Origin of the sequence: Bacillus sp. AY18-3 (genome assembly GCF_008042305.1) — a bacterium.
GTDB lineage: Bacteria > Bacillota > Bacilli > Bacillales > Bacillaceae_G > Bacillus_A > Bacillus_A wiedmannii.
The window spans coordinates 173983-194283 of sequence record NZ_QKQR01000030.1; the positions used below are offsets into that span (position 1 = coordinate 173983).

Annotated in this window: 14 protein-coding genes, 1 pseudogene and 3 other annotated features (1 of these 18 only partly in view); of the genes and pseudogenes, 3 read left to right on the forward strand and 12 right to left on the reverse strand. The window is 35.0% G+C overall.

Translation table 11 applies throughout. The features are described 5' to 3' along the window. Window positions 1-52: 52 nt before the first annotated feature. A pseudogene (locus tag DM800_RS23610) lies at window positions 53-238 on the reverse strand (cysteine synthase family protein); the annotation flags it as partial. A gap of 11 nt (window positions 239-249) precedes the next feature. Beyond that, window positions 250-639, reverse strand: a complete 390-nt coding sequence (locus DM800_RS23615; RefSeq protein WP_087983772.1) for a VOC family protein — start codon at window positions 637-639, stop codon at window positions 250-252. A gap of 565 nt (window positions 640-1204) precedes the next feature. On the opposite strand from DM800_RS23615, the gene DM800_RS23620 reads away from it, so the two are divergent. From DM800_RS23620 to DM800_RS23630, 3 genes are all read left to right on the forward strand, one after another. Continuing rightward, window positions 1205-2032 (forward strand): peptidoglycan-N-acetylglucosamine deacetylase, encoded by an 828-nt coding sequence (locus DM800_RS23620; RefSeq protein WP_147787711.1) that lies wholly within the window; start codon window positions 1205-1207, stop codon window positions 2030-2032. A gap of 184 nt (window positions 2033-2216) precedes the next feature. Then, window positions 2217-2879, forward strand: a complete 663-nt coding sequence (locus DM800_RS23625; RefSeq protein ID WP_147787712.1) for a DUF3841 domain-containing protein — start codon at window positions 2217-2219, stop codon at window positions 2877-2879. Between the two features lie 112 nt (window positions 2880-2991). After that, on the forward strand, window positions 2992-3663 hold the full coding sequence (locus DM800_RS23630) for a TerC family protein (protein WP_088082048.1): 672 nt from the start codon (window positions 2992-2994) through the stop codon (window positions 3661-3663). A gap of 58 nt (window positions 3664-3721) precedes the next feature. Here DM800_RS23630 and ltaS read toward each other — a convergent pair whose 3' ends face one another. The 10 genes from ltaS to DM800_RS23685 form a co-directional block, all read right to left on the reverse strand. Next, window positions 3722-5695 (reverse strand): lipoteichoic acid synthase, encoded by a 1974-nt coding sequence (gene ltaS, locus DM800_RS23635; RefSeq protein ID WP_060487155.1) that lies wholly within the window; start codon window positions 5693-5695, stop codon window positions 3722-3724. Window positions 5696-6221: 526 nt separating this feature from the next. Further along, window positions 6222-7847: an ABC-F family ATP-binding cassette domain-containing protein gene (locus DM800_RS23645; protein ID WP_000633870.1), complete on the reverse strand. Its 1626-nt coding sequence runs from the start codon at window positions 7845-7847 to the stop codon at window positions 6222-6224. Window positions 7848-8230: 383 nt separating this feature from the next. Beyond that, on the reverse strand, window positions 8231-11347 hold the full coding sequence (locus DM800_RS23650) for an MMPL family transporter (RefSeq protein WP_147787713.1): 3117 nt from the start codon (window positions 11345-11347) through the stop codon (window positions 8231-8233). Between the two features lie 177 nt (window positions 11348-11524). Next, complete coding sequence (locus tag DM800_RS23655; RefSeq protein WP_147787714.1) at window positions 11525-12091, reverse strand: TetR/AcrR family transcriptional regulator; 567 nt, start codon at window positions 12089-12091, stop codon at window positions 11525-11527. 287 nt (window positions 12092-12378) lie between these two features. After that, the gene (locus DM800_RS23660) at window positions 12379-13539 is read right to left on the reverse strand and encodes a GNAT family N-acetyltransferase (protein ID WP_147787715.1); all 1161 of its coding nucleotides are present in this window, start codon (window positions 13537-13539) and stop codon (window positions 12379-12381) included. A gap of 135 nt (window positions 13540-13674) precedes the next feature. Further along, a complete protein-coding gene (aroA, locus tag DM800_RS23665; RefSeq protein WP_000664597.1) occupies window positions 13675-14964 on the reverse strand; it encodes a 3-phosphoshikimate 1-carboxyvinyltransferase in 1290 nt (429 codons plus the stop codon). Between the two features lie 16 nt (window positions 14965-14980). Continuing rightward, window positions 14981-16081 (reverse strand): prephenate dehydrogenase, encoded by a 1101-nt coding sequence (gene tyrA / locus DM800_RS23670; protein ID WP_001228146.1) that lies wholly within the window; start codon window positions 16079-16081, stop codon window positions 14981-14983. Beyond that, on the reverse strand, window positions 16074-17174 hold the full coding sequence (gene hisC, locus DM800_RS23675) for a histidinol-phosphate transaminase (RefSeq protein ID WP_147787716.1): 1101 nt from the start codon (window positions 17172-17174) through the stop codon (window positions 16074-16076). The genes tyrA and hisC overlap by 8 nt, the downstream gene beginning before the upstream one ends. An 18-nt stretch (window positions 17175-17192) precedes the next feature. After that, a complete protein-coding gene (aroC, locus tag DM800_RS23680; RefSeq protein ID WP_061673330.1) occupies window positions 17193-18365 on the reverse strand; it encodes a chorismate synthase in 1173 nt (390 codons plus the stop codon). A 52-nt stretch (window positions 18366-18417) separates the two neighbouring features. Further along, window positions 18418-18637, reverse strand: a binding site (T-box leader). A 9-nt stretch (window positions 18638-18646) separates the two neighbouring features. Then, complete coding sequence (locus DM800_RS23685) at window positions 18647-19723, reverse strand: bifunctional 3-deoxy-7-phosphoheptulonate synthase/chorismate mutase (protein ID WP_001273578.1); 1077 nt, start codon at window positions 19721-19723, stop codon at window positions 18647-18649. 194 nt (window positions 19724-19917) lie between these two features. After that, window positions 19918-20153, reverse strand: a binding site (T-box leader). 54 nt (window positions 20154-20207) lie between these two features. Beyond that, window positions 20208-20301, reverse strand: a binding site (T-box leader) (it continues 143 nt past the right edge of the window).

Below are 20301 nucleotides of genomic sequence, written 5' to 3' on the forward strand. Positions count from 1 at the left end.
TCCAAAGTATAAGAAATAGAATATGAAAGAACTTTTATTTATTCGATTTTCTCTATATTTGTTGTAAGCTCTTTACATCTGACCACTCTTCTATAGACACTGCGTCCGGAAAAACTGTAACTACATTAAAATTCGCACCTTTTTCTTTTCCAATTTGTTTAGCAGCTAATAAATTCGCTGCCGCAGACGTCCCTATTTTCATACCAGTTTCATTATAAAAACGTGCTATTTCATACAAAAAGAGCTTCTTTATTCAAATGCGTTCATAAGTACAATTCTCCAACCATCTGGATCCTCTATTGTGGTCCCTTTCTCTATCCAATACGGATTTTCTGGTTCTACCTCATGATAGCCCATATTACTTAATCGATTCACTATTTTTTCAATTTCATTTTTATTAGGCATATAAAAAACTAGTAAATTATCTTTTGTCGGTGCCGGACATGGACTTCCATTAACATGCGTTGTAAACTCCAAATGATACTCGGCATCCGGTAATCCAAACATAACTCCATCATATCCTTCATGATTGTGAAATTCTCCTATACGCTTTAATCCTAACCCCGTCTCATAAAAACTTATAACTTCTTCAAATTTATCTGTTGGTCTTGCCATTCTAAATTGAACCCAATTTTTCATGCAAATCTCCTCCTTTTCATTTTCCAAAGCTTTATAGTAATTATTATAAGTTACATATATTTCCTTTCATATCCCTCATTAGTGTGAGAACTACCTAAGTTGAAAGACCTATTAGTTTATAAATAGTAGGACTTTAGTATTAAATTCATATAAAAGTAGTTATGTAAATATTGAGATGAAATAAATAGTTCTTCCGATAATATCAAATGTTCCCCAGACTAAAATTTAATTTTTTCTATACCAATATTTTAATAGAAAACAAAAATATTCGAATCAATAATTGGAATGAAAATGAAATGCTACGAAAGTATGATTAGTCCCCTTTCATTTTGATATCGATTCCCCTAAAAACCACCTACATCATTATTAGAAGAACCAAATTTGATTCTTGAAAATTTTCATAATAAACATTAAAATCACCCTGTTTTTTCAAGACTGCAATTGATACAAAATCTTGCATATTTTTGAACAAACTTTTTTGCATTTGTAAAAAAGTTTTTTTGCAATTACCTCCCTATAATTGCTAATATAGTAGAGTAGAACTTTTATAGAGAGAAGGAAAATTATGCACAATGGAATTCGAATGACAACTTTAGTAAAAAGGGCTATGTTGATTTGCGCGGGGGTATTATTTACATACGAAGCAGCTTTAGGATCAGCACATATTGCTCTAGCAAGTACAGAGGATGAAGCAAAATCTGTTCAACTTGTAAGTGAAATTCAATCATCTCTTGCACCGAAAGAAGCTCCAAAACAATATAATGGGCAAGTTAGAAAAGTAGCTTATTTAACATTTGATGATGGTCCTGGAAAATTCACAGCTGAGCTTTTAGATATGTTAAAGAGAGAAAATGCAAAAGCAACATTTTTCCTAATTGGTTCAAACGTAAAAGCATTCCCTGATCTTGTAAAACGTGAAGATGCTGAAGGCCACTACGTTGGGATGCACAGTATGACTCATAACTACAAGAAACTTTACACAGAAGGTCATTACGTAGATGAAATGAAGGAAGACCAAGGCTTAATCGCTGGCGTTCTAGGTAAATCACCAGTATTAACTCGTCCATCTTACGGTTCAATGCCAGGATTAAACGAAGCTCTTCGTAACAAAGTTGTAGAAAATGGCTTGAAAGTTTGGGATTGGACAATTGATTCTTTAGACTGGAAATATAACAAAATGCCTGTTGACGCTGCATCAGCTAAAATTGTCGAAAACGTTCTAAATGGTGCTAACAAACCGACAGAAGTTATTCTTATGCACGACATTCATCCACAATCCGTTAAAGCAGTACCTGGAATTATTAAGGGGCTGAAAGAAAAAGGATATGAATTAGAAAGTTATAGTGAGAACGAACACTTCCCATTAAACTTCTGGCACGATAATCGTATGTAATGAAAAAGACTTGATTTCCTCTAGTAGGTTATTGAGTCTTTTTTTATCGCATTGGGTATTACTTCTCGTATATTCAATTCAACTCCCTCCTTCCCTTATATGAATAGAAATTAAGAATCACATTAATTTAACTTAAAAACATGTCATGTTATACTATAGGCTAGTTTAAATGAGTAGGTGTCACATGATAGTATATACAGTTCAAACTGAAGCAGCATGGAAACAATTTAAAAAACTTGGTTATTTAGAAGGAAGTAAAGAAAACATCGATCCCGATTTTATATACTCATACGATTGGATGGTACGTGTAGCTAAAAAAAGATCACCCCACTACGAAGGTAACTATCCTATTTGGGTCTGGGAAGCAAATAATTATCCAGATCGAAATACTAAAGCCTGGGGTAGAGAAAATTCAAAAATGGTAATTTTAACACTTGATGTGCCGAATGAATGGGTACTATGGAGTGATATTAGTTACTGGTGTTGTGCCATGACTGCTAGCTCTATGTATTTTCATCAAACAAATAAACGAACATTAAAAGACTGGTTTACTTTTATGGATGAAGAGTACAGATTAATATTCGACTTCGACTATTTATTATCTCATCCTGATTGGTATAAAGGTAAAGAGGCCTCATTAGAAAAACAAGGTGTTATCGGCAAAATCCCCCTTTCCTTTGTAAAAAAAGTCAGACGTTTTCGTGCTAAGGAAGATAAATCTATTAATGAAATCAGAAGTGATAACTGGGATAATAGAAAAGAAAATCGTATCAAAAAGATGAATCGAAAATTAAGAAAAAGAAACGACAAGCAAAAAAAATTGCAAAAGCGACTTATACGGAATTAAAACATATATATCAAAATACAGTAAGAAATTATGGATTGAGTATACAAATTCAATCCTATTTTTTATATTATCAACACTTTAGCACATATTACTCTTAAGGAGTGATGTGTATATGGATTTTCTTTCAACCGAATATTTGTCTGCCTTACTTGCCATCATTGTAATTGATTTAGTGTTAGCCGGTGATAATGCCATTGTAATTGGGTTAGCAGCAAGGCGATTACCGAAAGATCAGCAAAAGAAAGTTATTATTTGGGGAACTATCGGGGCAATCGCGATTAGAGCCCTCGCTACTTTAGTTGTCGTTTGGTTATTAAAAATACCAGGGCTACTTCTAATTGGTGGTGTACTCCTTATATGGATCGCTTACAAATTAATTGCTGAAGGTAAAGATCATGATATTAAGGCAGAAGAAGGATTTTGGTCTGCTATTAAAACCATTATTATAGCTGATGCATTAATGGGAATTGATAATGTTCTCGCTGTTGCAGGAGCTGCGCATGGTAATTTTTCTTTAGTAATCATTGGACTATTAGTATCTATTCCAGTAGTAGTATGGGGCAGTACCTTAATTTTAAAATGGGTCGATAGATTCCCTGTCATCATTACGATTGGAGCAGCTGTTTTAGCTTATACTGCTGCGAAAATGATTGTAGATGAGAAATGGTTCGCTGGATTTTTCGAAAGTAATCCTTTCATAAAATGGGCATTTATCATTATTATCATTGCCGGTGTAGTATTCTTTGGAAAGATGAAACAAAAAACGAAAGATAATTCTATATAATGACAACGTTATATGTACAAACAAAAGCGCTACTCAAATGAGTAGCGCTCTTTAATATTTATTTCGTTTCCCCGTCTTCAGTCGTCTTTACCTTCGTTTTATTTTTATCACGATGGTTATAGTTGTACTTCGAACGATCTACTGGTGTAAAACCTTCCGGTGTGTAGAATCGTAATAAGTCTCCGTTTACGACTTGGTCAGAGTATTTTAGTGATTTTTGAACCATTTGTTCATTTTGTTTTATTTCGTCTGTTAATTCAACAGCGTTACCAGTCGCTGTATCATAGTATTTGCCGTTTAGTGCAGTCACTGTTGGACTTACGTAGTTACCGTTACGGAATGGAACGACTTGTTTATGCTCTGGTGATAATAAATCTGATCCGAACTGGACATAATTTTTCGTATCTGTACCTAGTAAGTGTAATAGTGTCGGCAGAACATCAATTTCTCCGCCGTATTGATGTTGTACGCCGCCCTTCATTCCTGGAACACGAATGATTAATGGCACACGTTGCAGTTGTGCATTTTCAAATGAGTTCATTTCTTTACCCATTACTTGAGACATTGCTGCGCCATGGTTATCTGAAATACCGTAATGATCACCGTACATAACGATAATTGAGTTATCGTATAAACCAGATTGTTTCAAGTAATCCAAAAATCCTTTTACAGACTCATCTAAATAACGTGCTGTTTGGAAGTACGTATCTACTGATGAATCACCTGTAGTCGCTGGTTCAATTGTTGCTTCCGCTTTATCAATTGGATAAGGGAAATGGTTCGATAACGTAATGAACTTCGTATAGAACGGTTGTTTCAATGTTTGTAATAACGGAATTGATTCGTTAAAGAACGGTTTATCTTTTAATCCATAGTTTACTACATCTTTTTCATTCATATCATAGTATGACGCATCAAAAAATTTATTGAAACCAAATGATTTATAAATATCATCACGGTTCCAGAACGTTTTGTAATTACCATGGAATACAGCTGATGTGTATCCTTGTTGACCTAAAATAGCTGGTGCTGATTGATACGTGTTATGAGCTTTATTTGTAAAAACAGATCCTTGTGGTAACCCATACATTGAGTTTTCTAGCATGAACTCAGCATCAGATGTTTTACCTTGTCCTGTTTGATGGAAGAAGTTATCAAAGTATAGCGTATTCGCATCTTTTGTAAATGAATTTAAGAACGGTGTAACTTCTTGCCCGTTTAATTTATAATCAATTAAAAAGTTTTGGAATGACTCTAAATGAATATAAATTACGTTCATTCCTTTTCCTTTACCGAAGTACTCAGGATTAGGACTTGCATATGTTGATGCAAGATAATTTCTAACCTCTGTCATATTATCTCCATCAGCTAACGCTCGTTCTGTTGATGCTTTCGCACTTTGAATGCCATCATAAATCGTATAGTTGTATGCCCCTAAATATTTCACAATGTAATTGCGGTCAAATGTTCTTGTTAATAATTCAGGACGATCGGATTCTGCAAGACCTAAATTAATGCTGAATAATAAAATACCTGCTACAAATACTAGTGATACTTTATGTTTCGCAACACGAATTGGTTTTGGATTTGCAAATTTTGTTGCAACTAAAACGATTAAAATGATTGTATCTAAGAAATATAGTGGATCATATGCGTGTAGCAATGCAAAAATACTACCACCTAAATCTCCAAAGTTATTCGTTTGTGTTAATGTCGGGAACGTAATAAAGTCACTGAAAAAGCGATAATATACTACGTTTGCGTATAACAGTATAGACATTAACAAATTAATAACAATTAACCAAATGTAAGCACGTTTCCCCTTTGCGAATAATGCGAGCCCTAAAAATAAAACCGCTGAGCTTAACGGGTTGAAAAACAGTAAAAACTTTTGGATTGTGTTGGATATCCCTAAATTAAATTCTGTCACATATGCTGCGTATGTTTTTAACCAGAATAAAATAATGGCAAACACGAAAAATCCAAAGTGATTGCTTAACACTCGCTTACTCTTTAATAGTAATTGTTTCATCTCTCCACCTCTTTTGATCATCCAAGGCTTATTTTTTTATAAGTCTGTCTCTATTCAATTTTTTATCTTCAAATAGATTTTGTTTGTTTAACTAATTGAAGAATATTAGTAATTATAATTTGAAGCTAGTATTTATTCAACTATTTCTTTCTAGACATTTTGACCTTGGTTTCTATTTAATAAAATAAATTTGTAACATTTTCTGTTTTCTCCCAAGTCTCATCCACTAATTATGACTCCACATACTATAAACCTTTCTTTACTGCTTCGCAAATAAATATGTCTCCAGTTCTGGAACATTAATGTAATATAATGAAATTCACAATAGATAGTATTTGTTTTTTCGGTGTATATTAAATTCCTTCATATATTTCAAGTTTATTCTTGATACAGACCTTTCTATATATAACATCAAAAGGTCTTTTCTTCTCTAAAGTTATTTCTGTATAATTATTCACAATTCATAAAATAAAAGATTATAAAAAAACCTCGCTCTCATAAAGAGAGCGAAGTTTTTCATCATTTATTATTGACCTTTGTACATTGCTTCTACTTGTTTTTGAAGTTCTTCATTTTCTAAGAACTCATCGTAAGTAGCCTCTTTATCGATTACACCGTTTGGCGTTACTTCGATAATGCGGTTTGCAATTGTTTGTACGAACTGATGGTCATGAGATGTGAATAACATTGTACCTTTAAATGCGATTAAACCGTTGTTTAATGCAGTGATAGACTCAAGGTCTAAGTGGTTCGTTGGATCGTCAAGTGTGATTACGTTCGCACCACTTAACATCATTTTAGATAGCATACAACGAACTTTTTCGCCTCCAGATAATACAGAAACTTTCTTCTTAACTTCTTCACCTGAGAATAACATACGGCCTAAGAAACCACGTAAGAAGCTTTCTGACTCATCTTGTGGAGAGAATTGGCGTAACCAATCAACTAAGTTGGAGTCACTGTTCTCAAAGTATTTAGAGTTATCTCTTGGGAAGTAAGATTGAGATGTTGTAACGCCCCATTTGAATGAACCGCTATCTGGCTCCATTTCACCCATAAGGATTTTAAATAATGTTGTCATCGCAATATCGTTACGACCGATAAATGCAACTTTATCACCTTTATTTAAAGTGAAGTACACATTATCTAACACTTTTTCACCATCAATTGTTTTAGAAAGACCTTCAACAGTTAATAAGTCATTTCCTATTTCACGCTCAGGTGTAAAGCCAACAAATGGGTAACGACGTGATGATGGTCTAATATCATCTAATGTAATTTTATCTAATAATTTTTTACGAGAAGTTGCTTGTTTCGCTTTAGATGCGTTTGAGCTAAAGCGTGCAATGAAGTTTTGTAACTCTTTTACTTTCTCTTCTTTTTTCTTATTAGCATCTTGTGTTAATTTTAAAGCTAATTGGCTTGACTCATACCAGAAGTCATAGTTACCAACATAAAGTTGAATTTTACCGAAATCAAGATCAGCCATGTGCGTACAAACTTTATTTAAGAAGTGACGGTCATGGGATACAACGATTACTGTATTTTCAAAGTTCATTAAGAAGTTTTCTAACCATTGAATCGCTTTTAAGTCCAAGTGGTTGGTAGGCTCATCTAGTAATAGAATGTCAGGTTTACCGAATAATGCTTGAGCAAGTAATACTTTTACTTTCTCTGCCCCAGTTAATTCTGACAATTTCTTATCATGAACATCTTCACCAATACCTAAACCTTTAAGAAGGATTGCAGCTTCTGATTCTGCTTCCCAACCGTTAAGCTCAGCGAACTCACCTTCAAGTTCAGCAGCACGCATACCATCTTCATCACTAAAGTCTTCTTTCATGTAAATGGCATTTTTCTCTTGCATTACTTTATAAAGTTGCGTGTGACCCATAATTACTGTTTCTAATACTGGGAACTCTTCATATTCGAAGTGGTTCTGTTTTAATACTGCTAGACGCTCACCTGGCGTAATATGTATATCACCTGTTGATTGTTCGATTTCTCCAGATAAAATCTTTAGAAATGTTGATTTACCCGCACCGTTTGCTCCGATTAAACCGTAGCAGTTACCTGGCGTGAATTTTATGTTAACATCTTCAAATAATTTGCGATCCGCGAAACGCAAACTAACGTTACTTACTGTAATCATTTGTGTCCTCCTACTAATACCGCTTATTTCAGCGTTTTCTCACCGATTGTCTTAAAAAATCGCATATTACGACTCAATTATTGTAGACTATAGCTATTATATAGTAGAAGATGGATGAATAGCAACGGTTGATTGCTATTCATCCCTTTTCTACCTTGAATAAAATGTTTGTTTTTTAACGAAACAATATTATATAGAAGCAAATTTCACAATTTAAAGAGGAGTTATTTTGAACAAAATATTTATAATTGGAGCATAATGTTTATCGCTCACTTCCTATACAAATAAATGGCGAAATGAAAGATGAAAAGTTTGCAAAATATAAAGACGTGATGGAAAAGTTTATTAAATAAGAAGAATCCCCTTTTAAAAGGGGATTCTTCTTATTTTCTTTTACTTAATTTCTTCGTATAATTCTTCATTTTACTCGTTAATCCTATTAAAGCAGGTAGTAATATTGGCATCACAATGATAGCTAGTAGTAACAGTGCAACACCAACAACAGATGCTACTTGTATAAGCGTCAATACACCTGAAGGGATTAATGCAGCAAATGTTCCGCCTAAAATAAGTGCCGCTGATAATACAACTCCTCCTATGTGACGAGATGCATTTACAATTTTCGTTGCGGGATCCCCTTCTAACTCATTGTATCGCATCATTACAAAAATACTATAATCCACACCTAAAGCGACAATCATAATAAAACTAAAGAATGGCACATTCCAGCTTAATGACTCTACGTTTAATACGTGTGTACTAATTTGTTCACTTATGCCAAGTGATGCAAAATAAGCTAATATTAAAGATCCAATAATAAAGATTGTATTTAAAAATGACCGTGTAATAACGATTAATACAATCGCAATTCCAATTAACATAATTGTAGCTGTACGTATGAAATCTTGGCCTGTTACTTCTTTTAAATCAACGTTTCTAGCTGTTGTGCCGCCGATTGCTTTTTTCACCGATTTTAATTCTGTACCATTTAACGTACCGTCTATCGTTTTATTAATTTCTTCAATGATTGGCATCGCTTCTTTTGAATACGGATTTACGTCTAAAATGATTGTCATTTTAGCAGTCTTTCTATCATGTGGCATGTACGTATTCAATGCTTTTTGGAAATCTTCTCCCTCTAAAATTTCTTTTGGGATATAAAATTTCTCAGAGCTTTTTGATTCATTTAGTTCTCCTAAATATTTTTGAGCATCTCCTAGGCCGTTACTTACCTTTTCAAGCCCTTCTGTACTTTTAGATAATCCTGATTGTAATTGCCCCATCTGTTCTTGCAAGTCTTTCAGCCCGGTTAATAGCTGACCTTGCCCGTCGTTTATTTTTGTTAATCCGGTTTGTAACTCAGATGACTTGTTCGCAATTTGTTTTGAACCTGTAGCACCTTCATTTAATCCATTTTTAAGATCAGCTGCTCCTTTTTGTAACTTAGTAACTCCATCGCTCATGCCTTTTAAGCCGTTATCCACTTTCGATAACGCTTGATTCGCTTCTTTAAATGAACCCATGGCCGCTTTATGTTGCGTTGCTAATTTATTTAATTCATTTGAAAGCTCACCTAATTGCTTTTGAGCCTCTTTAGCGACCCCTATCGTTTTCAGTATGTTCGGATCATTTGCTAATTCTGGTTTCGTTTGAATGAAATTCGTCATTAACATTTCAATTTGTTCATAGCCTTTTTTCGCACCATCAATCGCTTGAGAAATACTTCCGAAGTATTGATCGTAGGAACTTAAACCTTTTTCTAACTGCGAATAACCAGCATGAAGTTGTGAAGTTGCATTAGATAATACACTAATATTTTCATTTACTGAAGTTAACCCACTCTCAATTTGCTGCGCACCTTGTGCTCCGTCATTTATGCCATTTGAAAGTTGATCTAAAGCTGTTCCTAATGCTGTTACACCATTTTTCGCTTCCGTTGTTCCATCAATTAATTTTTGAACGTTTGCAAGACTATTTGAATCTTTACTACCCATTTTATCTTTCGCAGTAGTTAATCCATCATTAATTTCCTTTATACCACCATTGGCATCTCCTAATCCTGTATTTAGTTCTCCCGCTTGTTTATTTATATATAGTTCTTTTATCCTTTCACCGGTTGGACGCGTCGGTGAATATACTTCTGAAACACCTTTCACTTTCAAAATCTTATCAGTTAGTTCGTCTAAAGTTTGAAGCGAACTCGCCTCATCTAACTTGTTATCTGATTGAATGACTAACGTACTTGGTGAAGAAAAACCTGGTGGAAAATGCTCTTCTATTACGTTAATCCCCATTTTCGATTCATATTTATTATCTACTTCAAATAAATCATTGTAATTTAGTGTGTTAGAGTATTTCATTACGAAAGGAATCGATATCACAAATACAATGATTAAAGCGACAAATGGTCTTGCTACTGAGTTTTTCGCAAGAAATCCCCATAATCGACTATCCTCATGACCTTTAAATGTTTTAACTGGATAAAACATTCCTTTTCCTAAAAGCACCATGAAAAATGGATTTAACGTAGTTAATACGAGTAATAATACTGCGACACCAATTGCTACTGCTGAAGTAGATTGATATAATTTAAAACTTGCTAAAGCAAGAGATGCAAAACCGATTAGTACTGCTATCCCGCTATATAAAACGGTTTTCCCTGCTGATTTAAACGTTTCTTTCGTAGCCAAAAATGCATTTTCTTGTTTACTTAATTCTTCTTTAAATCTTGTATATAATAAAATGTTATAGTCTGTTCCAACTCCAAACAGGACAACAACTACAAACACTTGTGTAAAGTTAGAAAACGGAAAATTAAATTGATCTACTAGATGTGCAATAATCCCCATTGAAACTAAATATGATACACCCACTGTAAGAAGAGATACAATTGGAACAATTGGTGAACGAAATACAATGATTAATACAACTAGAATGAAAATGATAGAAATAACTTCTGTCTTCTTCACTCCCTCTTGAGAGGAAGTAAGAAAATCACCCGCTATTAAATCACTTCCTGTTAAGTACGTTTTTACCCCTTTCGTTTGCACTTTTTTATGAAGCCCATTTGCAACTTTTGATATTTCACCATTTTTTTTATCTACAGAGATTTGCGTTAAAATGGTCGTATTGTCTTTAGATATCAATTGTTTTTCCAAATCTTTATTATCTAAATGTGAAACAACTTCCTTAATTCCTAATTTCACTTTTTCATTTTGTAAAGCATTGATTGTTTTTATTATCTCCTCTTTTTGCTCAGTTGTTAAAGCTGTTTTACTTCCACTATTAAAAACAGCTATAATTTCATACTTTTCAGTCCCGTCTTTATCCATCTCTTTTATCATCTTGTCAGCAATACTACTTTGTTCTATATTAGGAATCGTAATGTGCCCTTTTTCTTTCACTAATTTATCCATATTAGGCATCGTTACGATCATTGTAATAGTAATAACTATCCATAATAGAAAAGATAAACTTCTCCAATTTTTCAGCTTACTCATTTTAATCATCTCCCGTTTTGAAAATTTAATAGGAATGAATATTCATTCCTATCCTTTTAAATATACTTTTTTCGGAATGAACGTTCATTCCCATCATTCTATTACATTATTTTTTAAATTCTATTAAACTACCTTTTCCGGAATGAATGTTCATTCCTATACTTATAAGCTATAGAATCAAATGATTCTAATAGCGTTCCAAGAACTTTCTTCCAATTCTTTTACTAATTCTTTTGAGTATTCTAATTGCCCCGTTGCAATTACCTTCGTTAGTTTTTCTAGCGGTTGATATACAATAATAATTAAAGCAACTGGAGGCAACGGACGAAGAAAACCTTTTGCGATTCCATCTTCAATAATCTTCATAAAGAAGCCTATAAAATCATCAAATATTTTCTTACTCTGTTCATCAAGAAAATAACTATCACAGTGAGAATTTGTAAATAAAAAAGCATCCACATTGTTTCTCGCAAATTCAAATAAACGGTTGTACGTATGACTAAACTGTTCACGAATATTTGCTTCAACAGGAAAATCCGTTTTTATCATTTCAGAAAGCTCTAACATACTTTTTGAAAATAATGAGTTAACAAGTGCCTCTTTATTTTCAAAATAGCGATAAATAGTACCCGCACCGACTTTTGCCTTTTCAGCGATCATTGGAATTGTCGTACCATCGTAACCACGCTCTGCGAAAAGTTGCATCGCAGCATCAAAAATATCCTCTTGTTTGTTTTTAGCCATTTTTTCCACCTCTATTTCCAGGAATGAAAATTCATTCCGTTTTTAATTATAAATTACAGGGAATAAAAGTCAAGTGCGTGACAAAGTATGGTTGCGTTTTAGTGAAAAAATTATATCAACGATTATTAGAATATATCAGCGCAAATCTAATTATATCAGCGATTCTCAGGATATATCGGCGCATCTCCAATTATATCAGCGTTTTTCAAAATATATCGACTTACCGACAAAAACCGACAACCAAAGAGAAAGCTGTCCCAAAATTTGATTTTGGACAGCCCTATTTTTTAAAAGAAATCATAAATAAATGCTTTACGTACCGGAACTATATTCTCAAACGCTCGTATTTCCTCTTCACTTCCTCTAATTAATTCTAGTTCATTAAGTTCTAACGGACGTTTGTATCCAAACATTATAGTAGATAATGCATTTATATCTAGCCTAATCCCTTTATCCTTTATTTCTTCTTCTATAATTGTTATTTCATGATTTGCAAGCCTCACTGTAACGTTATTCCACGGTGCAAATGAATCTATAATATGTAAAATCACTTCTTGCTGTGCATTGTTCCAATTTAACTCATATTGTTTTAAGAACTGCTCCACATCTACAATTCTGCCCATAAAATATGGCTTTATTTCTGCTTTCACGCGTGGCTCTTTTAGTGTATATAATAACGGTTCATTTTCACTTACTGTCATTTCAAATTCTTTAATCATAGAATCATGCTGACAAATAAAGTTCCACAGACCATTTCGCGCTTCATTATGCAGTGGAACAAATTCTTCTACTGTCATTTTATAGTTTTCTATTTTATATAGCATGTAGCCAGCTGCCGTTTTATTTTTATCGTAATAAATCGCTAATGTTAAATCATCATAAACAGCTTGTAACCACCATTTTTCATCGCGAACTAGCATACCGGAAAAACGTTCTGCAAATGTTTCATAAATCTTTTCGACCTCTTCTGGGTGATTTTCTTTATTGAAACGTTTTACAGTACCATTTACTTGTTTTTTCATAACTAAATCACTCTTTGTCATATGACATACAAAGAGATTCGCACAAAGTTCCCAGCCGTATTTACGGTAAAATGAAACAGCAAATGGATGTAGCATTGATACTGTATATCCGTCATTTTTCATCGTTTGAAGTGAGTGTTGAAGCAATTCTTTTACAAACCCGCTTCTTCTATACTCTGGATACGTCGCTACCCCTGCAACGCCTCCCATTTTAAATTTTTCTTTGCCTATGTATATATGAAACGGAATAAGATGCAGTTTTGCTGCTACATCTTTCCCTTCCATAATACCGTATATTTCATGACTTTCTTTCATCCTTGTAAGTTGTTGTTGCAATCGTTCCTCATCAACTTTATATTGAAAAGCGTATTCCGATAAGCGTAATGCTTCTCTAAAGCTATCTTCTTTTAATCGTATAACGTTCATATATTTCTCCTCCATTCCTTGTTTGAATTGTACCATAATTCTCAATATTCCAGTGCGGTGAATGAAATTATATGGACTTAACGACACGAATCCAATATAAAAAGCAGATACATCCCGTATCTGCTTTTTATTACTTTATTTGGCTAACTTTTGAAGTTCTTCGAAGAATGTAGGATATGATACGCCTACTGCTTCTGCGTCTTCAATTGTTGTTTTTCCTTCTGCTAGACAGCCGGCAATTGCAAGCATCATTCCGATGCGGTGATCACCGTAACTATTTACTGTATTGCCTTTTAGTGCTGATTTTCCGTAAATAATCATCCCGTCATCAGTTGCTTCTATGCGAGCTCCTAGTTTCGTTAACTCCGCAACAACTGTATCAATACGGTTCGTTTCTTTTACTTTTAATTCGTGTGCGTCTTTAATAACTGTAATTCCTTCTGCTTGCGTTGCCGCTAAGGCGATAACAGGAATTTCATCGATTAATCTTGGGATAATATCTCCGCCAATTTCGATTCCTTTTAATGAAGATGTTTCAATTGTAATATTTGCAGCTGGTTCTGATGCTCCTTCGTTAATTGGCTCTACAGTAAAAGTAGCACCCATTTTCTCTAAAACATCAATAATACCTGTACGAGTTGGGTTCATTCCTACATTTTGTAATACTAGTTTACTATTTGGAATAATTGCACCTGCTACTAAGAAAAATGCTGCTGATGATACGTCACCTGGTACTTGAACGTCTGTCGCTGTTAACTTCTGTCCACCTGCAAGTTTCACTGTTTTTCCCTCGCGAGTTACGTTAACACCAAATGCTTCAAGCATTCTTTCCGTATGATCACGTGAAATATGTGGTTCTGTAACAGCTGTTACACCTTCTGCACGAAGACCTGCAAGTAAAATAGCTGACTTTACTTGCGCACTTGCTACAGGTGAAGTGTATTCAATTGCTTTTAAATCTCCACCACGTATTGTTAACGGTGTAAACGTCCCTTCTTCGCGGCCATCAATGTTTGCACCCATTTGTTTTAATGGATTTGTAACACGTTTCATCGGTCTTTTTGCGATAGATGCATCACCTTGTACGCAAGAGAAAAATGGTGTATTTGCCAAAATTCCTGACATTAAACGTATTGTTGTACCAGAATTACCAACATCTAATACAGCTTTCGGTTCTTGTAAGCCTTCTAATCCTTTACCAACTACAGTGACTTCATCACCATTTTGCACGATTTCTACTCCCATTTCTTTAAAGCAAGAAATTGTACTTAAACAGTCTGCACCGGGCAAGAAACCTTTAATTGTTGTTTTTCCTTCTGCAATCGCGCCGAACATGACAGCGCGGTGTGAAATGGATTTATCTCCTGGAATTGTAATAATACCATTTAATCCGTTATTAACAGGTTCTATTGTTCTTTCCTTCATGTTTTCACCTTCTCATTTAAATTGTTTCATAAGTTTGGTATTTTTCTTCTCTAAGCGCTAGCTTTGCTTTCATACGATCTTCTTCTCTTTGGAAGCTAATACGTAATACCCCAAGCAACCCTTCACGTGCTTCTAATATTTGCAAGTTCGTAATACTAATTTCTTCACGTGCCAAAATACTCGTAATATGAGCCAATGCCCCTACTTTATCTAAAACATCGACGTATAAGTCGTGATAGGCAGGAATTGCCCCTCTCTTTCGTACTGGTAAAGAGTCACGGTATTCTTTCGCGTCTGCAAAATAGTTTTGAATCTCGCCTGCATCTCCGGTAGAAACTGTATCATATAAATCTTCCATTTCAGAGATCCACTCTTTTAATAATACCATTAAATGCTCGCGATTTTGCTTAACAATATCACTCCACATTTTTGGGCTACTAGATGCGATACGTGTAATGTCTTTAAACCCTCCGGCAGCTAATTGATGAATGAGCGGATTATCTCCTGCATGTTTCTCCACTTGCTTTACTAATCCAGCTGCGATAAGATGCGGAAAATGACTAACGATCCCTGTTACATAATCATGTTCCTCCGTATTTAGAACGAGAAAATGAGACCCTGTTCCTTGTAACCAACGCTTTAGTTCTTCCACATGTTCATTTGGCACATGATTCATCGGCGTTAAAATATAAAATGCATTTTCAAATAAATGTGCTTTTGCACTTTCAACTCCCGTTTTATGAGAACCTGCCATCGGATGTCCACCAATAAAAGAAACTTCCTTTGAAAATAAAGCTTCCGCTTCATTCATGATCGTCCCTTTTGTACTACCAACATCTGTTACAATAACATCTTCTCGTAAATGAAATGACGCTAATTTGTGTAATAACTTCTTCGTTTCTTCAACTGGAGAAGCAAACACAATTAAATGCGCCTCTTCACATGCATGCTGTAAATCTACTGCTACTTCATCTACTACATGTAATTCTTTTGCACGCTCTACTTGTTCTTGAAATATATCATAACCTGTTATCGTTACATCGTGCTCTTTCTTAATTGCTAATGCGAGAGAGCCTCCGATTAAACCAGTTCCAATTAAAACTACCTTTTTACGCATTTTCCTCATCTCGAGACTTTCTTTTTTTATTTTCAAAGTGTTGTTTTAACACTGAAATCACTCCTTCATTTTGCTCCCTTGTTCCGACTGTAATACGGACACCATTTGGGAACGGACGAATAATAAATCCTGCGTGTGCACAAGCTTCATAAATCTCCCCAGCATTCTCAACTGGCAAGAAGATGAAATTTGTTTGCGATGGATAAAACGGAATTTCATTTTCCTTACAACAGCTTTCGTATTGTTGTAATCCCTCTATATTCACACGAACTATTTCCTCAATAAACTCGTCATCACCAAAAGCAATCGTCGCTGCTTTTTGCGCTAATGAAGATACGTTAAATGGCAAACGTACGACATTTAATTTCTCGATTAGCTCTTCCTGTCCAATTGCATATCCAACGCGGAAAGAAGCTAATCCGTACGCTTTAGAAAATGTTCTAAGTACAAGAATGTTTTTATGTTTTTCTAAAAGCGGTAATGTCTCTGGGAAATCCTTTGCTGTTACGTATTCATAGTACGCTTCATCAATGACAATTAACGTATTTTCACTAATACCTTCAATAAATTGAGTCAATTTTCGATCATTCACATATGTGCCTGTCGGGTTGTTCGGATTACAAATCCATACGATTTTCGTATTATTATTTATTGCTGACGAAATTTCGTCTAAATCGTATACACCGTTATTTAAAGGGATTTCTTTCACTTCACAACCTTCAATAATTGCATGATGACGGTACTGCGGGAATGTTGCACCAGCCGTTACGATGTTATCTCCTGCTCTAAGTACTGCACGGCTTATTATTTGAATGACTTCATCTAAACCACTACCGCAAAGTATTTGTTCCATTTGAACATGTAACTTATTTGCAATTGTTTGACGAAGCGCTATAGCACCTCCGTCAGGATATAAAGCATGTTCCAACCACGATTTTTGCAAATCATCTAAAACACGTGGTGAGCAGCCGAATGGATTTTCATTTGATGCTAATTTCACAAATGAATGATCTCCGTACACTTCTTTCATTTGTTCAGGTGATTTACCTGGTTTATATGGTTGTAATGATGATAGTTGATCTTTTACTTGCATGTTAAAACCACCTTTTTATTAAAATTCTTTTGCGTATTTATTATGTTGCGTAATGTTTTGCTGAATTAAATCCATACGATCTTTTCCGAATTGTTCGACTAGTGCATGTGCAAGTTCCCATGCTATAACAGATTCAGCTACTACACCTGCTGCTGGTACTGCACAACTATCAGATCTTTCAATACTCGCTTGGAATGCTTCTTTCGTATCAATATCAACGCTTGCTAACGGTTTGTATAATGTAGGTATTGGCTTCATAACACCTCTTACGACAATTGGCATTCCTGTTGTCATACCGCCTTCTAAACCGCCGGCATTATTCGTTTTTCTCGTGTATCCATTTTCTTCATCCCATAATATTTCATCGTGTACTTTACTTCCTGGCTGTCTTGCTGCTTCAAAACCAACGCCAATTTCAGCACCTTTAAATGCATTAATACTCATAATTGCACCAGCAAGTTTTGCATCTAATTTACGATCGTAATGAACGTAACTACCAACACCAATTGGCATACCTTCTGCAATGACTTCAACAATACCGCCGATTGAATCCCCACTACTTTTAGCGTTATCTATCGCATCCATCATCTCTTGTTCTACTTCTTTATCTAAACATCGAACTGGTGAATTTTCAGTAATCGTTTGAATTTCTTCTATTGGTAAGTTTGAAATTCGTTTCGCTTGTACCCCACCAATTTCAAGAACATGCCCTGCAATTTCTACGCCTAATTCTTTCAAAATTTGTTTCGCAACTGCACCCGCAGCTACACGAACTGTCGTTTCTCTTGCAGATGAGCGCTCTAATACGTTTCTTATATCACGATGTCCATATTTAATTGCACCGTTTAAATCTGCATGTCCTGGACGTGGTTTTGTAATTGTACGTTTCATATCTTTACTTTCTTTTTCCGAAATTGGCTCTGCACCCATTACTTTCGTCCAATGTTTGAAATCATCATTTTTAACGATTAACGTTATTGGTGAGCCAAGTGTCATCCCATGACGAACACCACTTACAATTTCAACTGTATCAGTTTCTATTTGCATGCGTCTTCCGCGTCCGTGCCCTTTTTGTCTTCTTAGTAATTCTTTATTAATATGTTCCGATGTTAATGTTAAACCTGCTGGTACACCTTCTAAAATAACTGTTAACTGCGGTCCATGTGATTCTCCAGCTGTAATGTATCTCATTTCTCTTGCCCCTTTACTATTTTTTGTACAAAAAAGTCCCTACTGAGCGCTCAGTAGGGACGATGTTTATCGCGGTACCACCCTAGTTGTAGACAACTATCGTCTACCTCTCTTCTTCTGTAACGATCGTTTGACCGTCTTTCCCTCCAAAAGTTGGCGGAAAAGATGCTCCAAGGCTGTAATTCATGCTTATCTTTGTACTGATTCACACCGACCATCAGCTCTCTTTAACAGTGAGATAAGCACTACTGTTTCCTCTTCAGCGCATATATGATATGGAATTAAGATAATTTATTTTTGAAACCTTTTAACTCATCCATGAATCTATGGAATTCTGGAATATCCATTTGTTGTGCAGAATCTGATAATGCAACCGCTGGGTCTGGGTGTACTTCAGCCATTACTGCATCTGCACCAATTGCAAGTGCTGCTTTCGCTGTTGGTAATAATAAATCTCTGCGTCCAGTTGAATGCGTTACGTCAACGATTACTGGTAAATGTGTTTCTTTCTTTAAAATCGGTACTGCTGAAATGTCTAATGTGTTACGTGTCGCTCTTTCGTATGTGCGGATACCACGCTCACATAGAATAATTTGGTCGTTACCTTGTGCAATGATGTACTCAGCTGCGTTAATGAACTCATCAATTGTTGCTGCTAATCCACGTTTTAATAATACTGGCTTGTTAACTTTACCTACAGCTCGTAATAAATCGAAGTTTTGCATGTTACGTGCACCGACTTGAATTACATCAACGTAGTCTAGCGCCATTTCAACATCGTTCGGATTTAAGATTTCACTAATGATCGCTAAGTCGAACTCATCTGCTACTTGGCGTAAAATTTGTAATCCTTCTACTCCTAAACCTTGGAAATCGTATGGAGATGTTCTTGGTTTGAAAGCACCACCGCGCATTAATTTTAGACCTTGGTCTTTCATCGCTTGCCCTACTTGGCGAACTTGCTCTAAGCTTTCTACCGCACAAGGTCCCATGATGAACGTTTGTGTTCCGTTTCCAATCAATTCACCTTTTACATTAACGATTGTATTTTCTTGTTTCTTTTTACGTGATACTAGTAATGCTTTACGGTTATCATCTTCTTGTAATTCTAAGCTAGCTTTGAAGATTGTTTTGAAAATGTGTTGAACTGTTGACGTTTCGAATGGTCCTTCGTTATGCTCTGCGATCATATCAAGTACTTCACGCTCACGTACTGGATCAAAACGTTTCGTACCTTGTACTTGCTTTTGCTCCCCAATTTTTTGAACGATTTCACCACGTTTGTTTAAAAGGTGTAATAGTTGTAAGTTAATTTCATCTACCTGTTTACGTAATTGATCTAATTCATGATTTGCCATTTGGAAATCCTCCTCTAATGTTTTAAAAGTATAGTAAGAGAATGGAAAATTCTCTATTTTCTGAACTGATAAATTATACAAAATTTAAGTGGAATCGATACCTCTTCTTATTTTAAACGAATACTTACTATAAGGACACTATCAACTCAATCAAAACCCACTTTTTTGTACAAAAAATCCCTACTGATTCAATCAGTAGGGACGATATTTATCGCGGTACCACCCTAGTTGTAGACTTATTTCGTCTACCTCTCTTCATTGTTAACGATCATCTGACCGTCTTTCCCTTCATAAAGACAATACTATCTTTACTACGAAAAAGATGCTCTAGGACTGTAATTCGCTCTTGTTTTTGTACTGGTTCGCACCAACCACCAGCTCTCTGTTACAGGGAAACAACAACTACTGCTTTTCCTTTCAACGCATATATATTTAATTTTCAAGTTAGACCACTAAAATACAAAAAGTCCCTACTGAATAAATCAGTAGGGACGATATTTATCGCGGTACCACCCTAGTTGTAGACTAACTTTCCGTCTACCTCTCTTCACTGTTAACGATCAATTGACCGCTTTTTC

What these genes read in the sequence shown, in the direction of transcription:
- DM800_RS23630 (WP_088082048.1), top strand. Translation starts at nt 2,992, where the DNA reads ATGGATTTTCTTTCAACCGAATATTTGTCTGCCTTACTTGCCATCATT.
- DM800_RS23685 (WP_001273578.1), bottom strand. Translation starts at nt 19,723, where the DNA reads ATGGCAAATCATGAATTAGATCAATTACGTAAACAGGTAGATGAAATT.
- DM800_RS23645 (WP_000633870.1), bottom strand. Translation starts at nt 7,847, where the DNA reads ATGATTACAGTAAGTAACGTTAGTTTGCGTTTCGCGGATCGCAAATTA.
- DM800_RS23620 (WP_147787711.1), top strand. Translation starts at nt 1,205, where the DNA reads ATGCACAATGGAATTCGAATGACAACTTTAGTAAAAAGGGCTATGTTG.
- DM800_RS23655 (WP_147787714.1), bottom strand. Translation starts at nt 12,091, where the DNA reads ATGGCTAAAAACAAACAAGAGGATATTTTTGATGCTGCGATGCAACTT.
- aroA (WP_000664597.1), bottom strand. Translation starts at nt 14,964, where the DNA reads ATGAAGGAAAGAACAATAGAACCTGTTAATAACGGATTAAATGGTATT.
- DM800_RS23615 (WP_087983772.1), bottom strand. Translation starts at nt 639, where the DNA reads ATGAAAAATTGGGTTCAATTTAGAATGGCAAGACCAACAGATAAATTT.
- aroC (WP_061673330.1), bottom strand. Translation starts at nt 18,365, where the DNA reads ATGAGATACATTACAGCTGGAGAATCACATGGACCGCAGTTAACAGTT.
- ltaS (WP_060487155.1), bottom strand. Translation starts at nt 5,695, where the DNA reads ATGAAACAATTACTATTAAAGAGTAAGCGAGTGTTAAGCAATCACTTT.
- DM800_RS23660 (WP_147787715.1), bottom strand. Translation starts at nt 13,539, where the DNA reads ATGAACGTTATACGATTAAAAGAAGATAGCTTTAGAGAAGCATTACGC.
- DM800_RS23650 (WP_147787713.1), bottom strand. Translation starts at nt 11,347, where the DNA reads ATGAGTAAGCTGAAAAATTGGAGAAGTTTATCTTTTCTATTATGGATA.
- tyrA (WP_001228146.1), bottom strand. Translation starts at nt 16,081, where the DNA reads ATGCGTAAAAAGGTAGTTTTAATTGGAACTGGTTTAATCGGAGGCTCT.
- DM800_RS23625 (WP_147787712.1), top strand. Translation starts at nt 2,217, where the DNA reads ATGATAGTATATACAGTTCAAACTGAAGCAGCATGGAAACAATTTAAA.
- hisC (WP_147787716.1), bottom strand. Translation starts at nt 17,174, where the DNA reads ATGCAAGTAAAAGATCAACTATCATCATTACAACCATATAAACCAGGT.